Source organism: Euryhalocaulis caribicus, assembly GCF_000412185.1.
GTDB classification, from domain to species: Bacteria; Pseudomonadota; Alphaproteobacteria; order Caulobacterales; family Maricaulaceae; genus Euryhalocaulis; species Euryhalocaulis caribicus.
Genome location: NZ_ASJA01000024.1, coordinates 25,300 through 31,486, shown reverse-complemented (window position 1 = coordinate 31,486; position 6,187 = coordinate 25,300). Strand labels below are relative to the sequence as shown.

Here is a 6,187-nt window from a genome sequence, read left to right as displayed (position 1 = left end):
AAGGGTGAAGTCCAGATTGTCGAGATAGCCTTCCGTTTGCGCGGAAACGGTCTCCAGCCGGATATCCTGTTCGGGGAAGAGCAGGCTCTCGCCTTCGACCGACAGGGCGACATATTGCCGGTCATTGCGCGTGGATAGCGTCAGCGATCCGTCCAGCGCGCCGGGATAGGGCGAGGGGCCTTCCCCGGTCTTGGTCAGTTCGACAGAGCCCTCAGCGCCGCCATTGCCCAGCGCCAGATTGCCCGCGGCGGTTACGTCAGCCAGTTCGGCGCGCAAATCGCCGAGCTGCAGACCGGTTTCGCTGCGCGCGGCCGTGAAAGAGGCGGCCGCCGGGCCATATTCGGTTTCCGCTTCGGCAATAACATCGGCTTTCAACTCGCCGGTCAGGCTCTCAACCTTGACCTCGGTGCGCGGACGCTGGAATGCGACTCCGCCAGCGTCCAGCGTATCGGCAAACAGGGTGAGATTGATGGACGGGTCGTCCAGCGGACCGCTGAGCGCTCCGCGCGCCAGAATCGTACCCCCGATTTCCGCGCTGCCAACCGTCAGGGGGCCATTGATCCGGCCCTCCAGGTCCAGCCCGTAGCCGTCCTCTGACCCCAGGGCGCCTGTCGCGCCGAACGCCGATTTTTCGGATTCGATGCGGGCCTCGTCCACGGTGATTTGTCCGGAGCTTGCGATGCTGACATTGGCCGTATAGCGCGGATCGGCGCCGACGATGTCGCCGATCAGTTCCTGCTCGGCCGCAAAGCCCTGGACGCCGCCCTGAAGCCGGATTCGATAGGGCGAGTCATTGCCGCCGCGGCGCACTTCGGCGCGGGCGTTCAACCGGCCGCCAAAACTCTCGGAAAGCTGCGCCAGATCGGCCTCGCTCACGCGGGCGTCGACTTCCATGACGCCGGACTTCACGCCATAGGCGATGCGGGCGTCCGCGCTCAGTCCGCCACGGACCGTCAGGGGGTCGATACTGACCTGACCGGACTCAAGGTCGTAGCGGCCTTGCAGAGCGGCCGTGACGCGGTCGGCCAGCAGATTGTCCAGCGCCGCCTGTGTCGAGGTGACGGCCGTCAGCGCCAGATCGCCTTCAAACCCGATACCGCCGTCGCCATAGGTAAAGGCAAAGGGTCCGGTGACTCGCCCGGCTTTCAATAGCGACGCCTCCAGAGCCTCAAGCTCCGTCACGCCTTCGCCGGAAACAATGCCATCGGCCCGGCGGATCACGCCGTTCCAGTTTAAAATACTCGCCTGGACCGCCCCGCCGGACCAGTCGCCCAGCTGGCGCAATGTGAGATCGGTATTCACGCCTTCGGTGAGGTCAGCGCCCGACGCCTCGACGCTCAATAGCGGCGCGTCGATGGAAATATCCAGTGCGCGGGTCTCGGTTTTGAAATCGCCAATCGTGATGTCAAAATCGGCCTGGTCACCGGCCCGGCTGGAAAGCGCGGACAGCATCGGCCAGCCGCCCATGTTCAGCTGTCCTTCTATATCCAGCCTTGTTTCGGTCCAGGCGATCGCTGCGTCGGCGATGGTGTTTTCACCGAAGGCCAGCCCCAGATCGCCGCCGCCATCCTGTTCGTCTCCGGAAAGCACGGCGGTGAGGGTGGTGTCTTCGCCCTCGGGCGCATTCATCAGCTCGGATATCAGCCCATTGGCGGCGCTCTGCGCATCCAGGTCCAGCGCAACGCCTTCGCCCGGTTCATGAGACAGGTTCAGGGCCAGACGGTCCTTGTTCTCGGTCAATTCCTCGGCGTTCAGGACGATACGGGTGCGGCCGCCCGGGCTGTATCGGGCCTCGCCTTCGGCCCGCAGAACCGCAGACTGTCCAAATGCGTCCTCCCGGATGTCGAAGCGGTCGATATTCAGACGGTCCAGCCGGATTGAAACGGGCAGAGCGCCTCCGCCGCCGTCTTCGCGCGCTTCTTCCTCGGACTCCGGCAGGCGGTAAAGCGTGATGGTGTCTGCGGCCAGCTCTTCGATAATCAGGTTTTTGCGGACCATGCGCACCGGACGCCAGCGAAGAATTACATCCTCGATCTCCAGCCACGTTCCGTCTTCATCGACCAAAGCAATACGGTCGGCCTCGAGGCTTGAGAGCAGATTGCCGTGCAGGCCTTCAATATGCAGCGTCCCCGCGCCGCCAATTTTGCGCCCGTCCAGCTTGGATTGCGCAAAGCGCGCGCCGGACTCGGACATCGTGAAACTCAGCAAGCCGACGATGACGAGCGACAACAACACCAGAAACCCGGCAAGGCCGAGCGTGCTGTAGCGAACCCATTTTCTGGACCAGACCTTCATTGATCAGAACGCCTGACCGATGCTCAGATAGATCTGCACGCCGTCCCCGCCGGACAGGGGAAAGGCGACATCGCCGCGGATGGGGCCAAAGTCGGTGTGATATCGAACACCGACGCCCGCGCCGGTCTGAAGATTCTCGAAGCCCGGCAAACCGTCCCGTTCGACCGAACCCGCATCGACAAACACCACGCCGCCCCAGCGCCCGCGCAGTTTGGCGCGCACCTCGGCGCTCATCTCGATCAGGGACCGTCCGCCAATGGGGTCGCCTTCGGCGTCCTCCGGGCCGATGCCCTGATAAGGGAAGCCGCGGACGGAACCGCCGCCGCCGGCATAGAAGCGCCGGTCCGCAGGAAGGTCGGCGGCCGAAGCGCCGAAAATCGTGCCGGCGCGAAACAGGCCGGCCAGAACAATCCGGGGATTGCCCGCGACCTGCTTGTAGGTGGAGAAATTGGTGACCGCGCGCAGATAGACCAGTTCTTCATCGCCAAAGCCGGTCGCCGGGGCCAGGGTCACGCCTGCCCGGAATCCTTCCGTTGGATCCAGCGTGTCGTCGGTATCATCATAGCGCACATCGGCAAGGCCGGAAAGGATTGCGAAATCACGCTCGCCCGTCTGGAAATCCTCGACACGGCTGACTTCGACCTCCGCGCCCAGCGTGCCGACGATATATTCCGTGATGGGCTGTTCGGCGCGCACGCCGGCCGTTGCCGCCTTGCGGTCGAACGCGTCCGTTTCTTCCTGGGTTACGTCGCCCAGCACCGTGAATGTGCGGTCCGGATAGAAGAAATGCGGAAAGTCCAGCTCGGCGTGGAGATTGCGCTCCAGGCTGGCCAGCTTGGCCGAGAGGCGCAACGTCTCGGCGCCGCCGAAGATGTTGCGCTTGGTCCAGAGCGTTTCGACGCCAATCCCTTCGCTGGTGGAATAGCTGGCGCCCGCCTCGATCGTCCGCGTCCTGCCTTCCTCCACGCTGACCAGAATGTCGCGCCGGGCCCAGCCTTCGCCTTCGGGCGCTTCGGCCAGCTTGATGTCCACAGAGTCGAAAGCGCCCGTCCCGGCGACGCGGTCTGAATAGGTCTGGATATCTTCCGGGTCGTAAATCTCGCCTTCTTTGAACGTGCTGAAGGAGCGGAAATAGCCGGGGCGGATGTTACAATCCTCGCATACGACAAGATCGCCGTAGCGGGCGGGGCGCGCCGTTTCCAGGTTGAAGGTCACGTTCATCTTGTCGCTGGCGTGGTCGACCACGGCCCGCCGCCGGTCGGCCTGGGCGTCGGGATACCCGGCTTCCCGCAATCTGGTGACCGCCTGCGCTTCCGCGGCCACGACCTTTTCCGCCAATGCCGGTTCTCCGGACGTCAATTCCGCTCCGGCGCGAATACGCTCGGCAATCGCCGGGTCATATAGCGGGCGGGAATAATCAAATGTCAGCGATCCGAACATGAAACGCGGTCCGGGCCGGACATCGACAATCGCCTGCGGCGGCTCGCTCGCCTCCGCAAAGGATTCGATCTGGGCGGCGTAATAGCCTTGAGAGCGCAACAGCTGGTCGATCCGCCGCGCGGCGTCACGGGCGTTGCGCCGCGCCTCGATCAGGTTTCCGGATTCGCTATCGGGAAGAATGCGGTCGATTTCCTCCCTCAGGCCCTCATGTTCGTCGGGCAGACGAATTTCGGGCGCCGCGAACGCAGAGCCGGCCGCAAGCAAGGCAAACCCGGCGCAGGCGCTGGCGAGGGCGGCCCGGCTGACGGCGCGGTTTGATTTTCGAGATCGGATCAGTGGACGCACCGCTTCAGAATAATCGTGGACACAAAAACATACTGCGCTTGAGACGCAGCCGAATGCGACGCACCATAGGCGAGAATATGGAGGCTTTTTGATGAAACGGCTCACATCTGCAATTTGTTTCTCAGCACTGCTGTTTTCAGCAGCCGCGTCCGCGCAGGACAACCCGGAATGGGCAATCGCGCTGCATGGCGGCGCCGGCGTTATAGAGCGCGGCGACATGTCGCCCGCAATGGAGGCCGAATATCGCGCGGCGCTGGAAGACGCGTTGCGCCTTGGCGCGGGGCAGCTCGAAATCGGCGCCAGCGCGCTCGACGCGGTCGAGGTCACCATACGCACAATGGAAGATGACCCGAAATTCAATTCAGGCAAGGGCGCGGTCTTCACCGCTGCCGGCCGGAACGAACTGGACGCCTCCATCATGGACGGCGAAACGCTGAACGCCGGGGCCGTGGCCGGGGTCACGCGGGTGCGCCACCCGATTACGCTGGCCCGCCTGGTCATGACGGACAGCCCGCACGTCATGCTGGCCGGGTCCGGGGCGGAGACGTTCGCGGAAGAGGCGGGCGCCGAGCTGGTCACGCCCTCGCATTTTTTCACCGAACGCCGCTGGCAATCCCTGCTGCGGGCCTTGGAGGAGAAAGGGCTCCCGGCGCCGGATCGTCCTGAAGGCGTTCCCGCCCCCGAAGAGGAGACGGTCGACGACGCCGCGCTGGACCTGATGGAGCGCGAGCACAAGTTCGGCACGGTGGGCGTTGTCGCGGTGGACCGGGAAGGCAATATCGCCGCCGGGACGTCGACGGGCGGCACCACGGCCAAGTTGTGGGGCCGGGTCGGCGACTCTCCGATCATCGGCGCGGGAACTTATGCGTCCAATGAGTCCTGTGCGGTTTCGGGGACGGGAACGGGCGAATATTTCATCCGCCTGACGGTGGCCAGCGCCGTCTGTGACCACGTGAAGTATAAGGGTGAAGACATTCAGACCGCTGCCGACGCCGTTATTCACGGCGATCTGACGGAGCTTGGCGGCGATGGCGGCGTGGTGGCGATGACGCCCGACGGCGCGGTCGCGTTTTCCTTCAACACGCCGGGCATGTATCGCGGTCATTTGCGTGCCGGCGAAGAGCCGAAAGTGATGATCTACGGCGACGAGGACTAGAACGTGGCGACGCCTTCCGGCGCGCTGGATGCGGTTACCATAGAGCTTGGCGCCAGTTCGCAGATCGGGCTGACCGTCGTTCTGATGGTCATCATGTTTGCGGTGGCGCTGGCGCTGAAGGTTGAACATTTCCGCTTTTTGCGGACCGAACCAAAGCGTTTCTGGGTTGGTGTCGGTGCGCAATTGATCGGTCTGCCCTTGCTTACCCTCGGCCTGGCCTTTCTGCTTCAGCCGCCGCCCAGCGTGGCGCTAGGCATGATCGTCGTGGCGTGCTGCCCGGGCGGCAATGTCTCCAATCTCCTGACACATGTGGCAAAGGGAGAGACGGCGCTATCGGTCTCGCTGACCGCGACCTCCAGTGTGGCCGCGGCGATCGCCACCCCCGTTTCGATCGTTTTCTGGTCCGGCCTATACCCGCCGACATCGACCCTGCTGCGCGATATCCAGCTCGATACGCTGCCTTTTGTCGTCCAGCTCATCCTGATCCTCGCCGTTCCGCTGGCCGCCGGAATGGCGGTTGCGGAGAAGGCCCCGCGCATTGCCTCGCGCATCCGCCCCTGGCTGATCGGCTTTGGTCTGGCGGTTATCGCCGCTTTGATCCTGAACGGCGTGATCACCTATTGGGATGTCGTGATTGGCGTCGGGCTGCAGGTTGTCCCGGTGGTTATTCTTCATAATGCGCTGGCGTTCGGCCTCGGCGCCGGGTTGGCGCTGGCCGCTGGTTTGCCGGGTCCGGCCGCGCGCGCAATCACTTTCGAAACGGGCATACAGAACGCCGGGCTGGGCCTGCTTATCCTGCTAAGCCAGTTCGACGGACTGGGCGGCGCGGCGGTGGTGACATCCTTCTGGAGCATCTGGCATCTGTTCGCCGGCGCGATGCTGGCCGGCGCCATACGGTTTTTTCTTGCCCGGCGGGCGCTTAAACTCTCGCCCGGTAAATAGCGGAGCATA

The 6,187-nt window shown here is 64.0% G+C and carries 4 protein-coding genes; 2 read left to right on the top strand and 2 right to left on the bottom strand.

Annotation, left to right across the window (positions count from 1 at the left end; genetic code table 11):
* Together L338_RS14920 and L338_RS14915 are read right to left on the bottom strand one after the other, a co-directional pair.
* Window positions 1–2,295, bottom strand: a 2,295-nt coding sequence (locus tag L338_RS14920; protein WP_027068589.1) for a translocation/assembly module TamB domain-containing protein, incomplete at its 3' end; no start/stop codon positions are given.
* Between the two features lie 3 nt (window positions 2,296–2,298).
* A complete protein-coding gene (locus L338_RS14915) occupies window positions 2,299–4,080 on the bottom strand; it encodes an autotransporter assembly complex protein TamA (protein ID WP_161624640.1) in 1,782 nt (593 codons plus the stop codon).
* 91 nt (window positions 4,081–4,171) lie between these two features.
* Between L338_RS14915 and L338_RS14910 the strand changes: the two genes are divergently transcribed.
* Both L338_RS14910 and L338_RS14905 read left to right on the top strand, forming a co-directional pair.
* Window positions 4,172–5,236, top strand: coding sequence for an isoaspartyl peptidase/L-asparaginase family protein (locus L338_RS14910; RefSeq protein ID WP_022699204.1), 1,065 nt, complete (start codon window positions 4,172–4,174; stop codon window positions 5,234–5,236).
* Between the two features lie 3 nt (window positions 5,237–5,239).
* The gene (locus L338_RS14905; protein WP_022699203.1) at window positions 5,240–6,178 is read left to right on the top strand and encodes a bile acid:sodium symporter family protein; all 939 of its coding nucleotides are present in this window, start codon (window positions 5,240–5,242) and stop codon (window positions 6,176–6,178) included.
* Window positions 6,179–6,187 lie beyond the last annotated feature (9 nt).

What these genes read in the sequence shown, in the direction of transcription:
- L338_RS14910 (WP_022699204.1), top strand. Translation starts at nt 4,172, where the DNA reads ATGAAACGGCTCACATCTGCAATTTGTTTCTCAGCACTGCTGTTTTCA.